We start from the raw sequence: 245 nt of genomic DNA, 5'->3' as shown, positions 1-245 counted from the left end.
GGCACGGGTACGACGTTGGGTGATCCGATCGAGGCGCAGGCTCTGCTGGCCACCTACGGGCAGGGTCGGGATGTGCCGTTGCTTCTGGGGTCGGTGAAGTCGAACATCGGTCACACCCAGGCGGCGGCGGGTGTTGCGGGGATCATCAAGATGGTCCTCGCCATGCGGCACGGGGTGGTGCCGGCGACCCTGCACGTGGACGAGCCGTCGTCGCATGTGGACTGGTCGTCGGGTGCGGTGGAGTT

1 protein-coding gene is annotated in these 245 nt (G+C 67.3%); it reads left to right on the top strand.

Annotated elements, in window-relative coordinates:
* On the top strand, nucleotides 1-245 hold a 245-nt coding region (locus C5N14_RS31600; RefSeq protein ID WP_371685951.1), incomplete at both ends, for a hypothetical protein.

It is taken from the genome of Micromonospora sp. MW-13, assembly GCF_003434305.1.
Lineage (GTDB): Bacteria > Actinomycetota > Actinomycetes > Mycobacteriales > Micromonosporaceae > Micromonospora.
The sequence above is the reverse complement of the archived record's forward strand: the minus strand, read 5'-3'. Positions and strand labels throughout refer to the sequence as shown.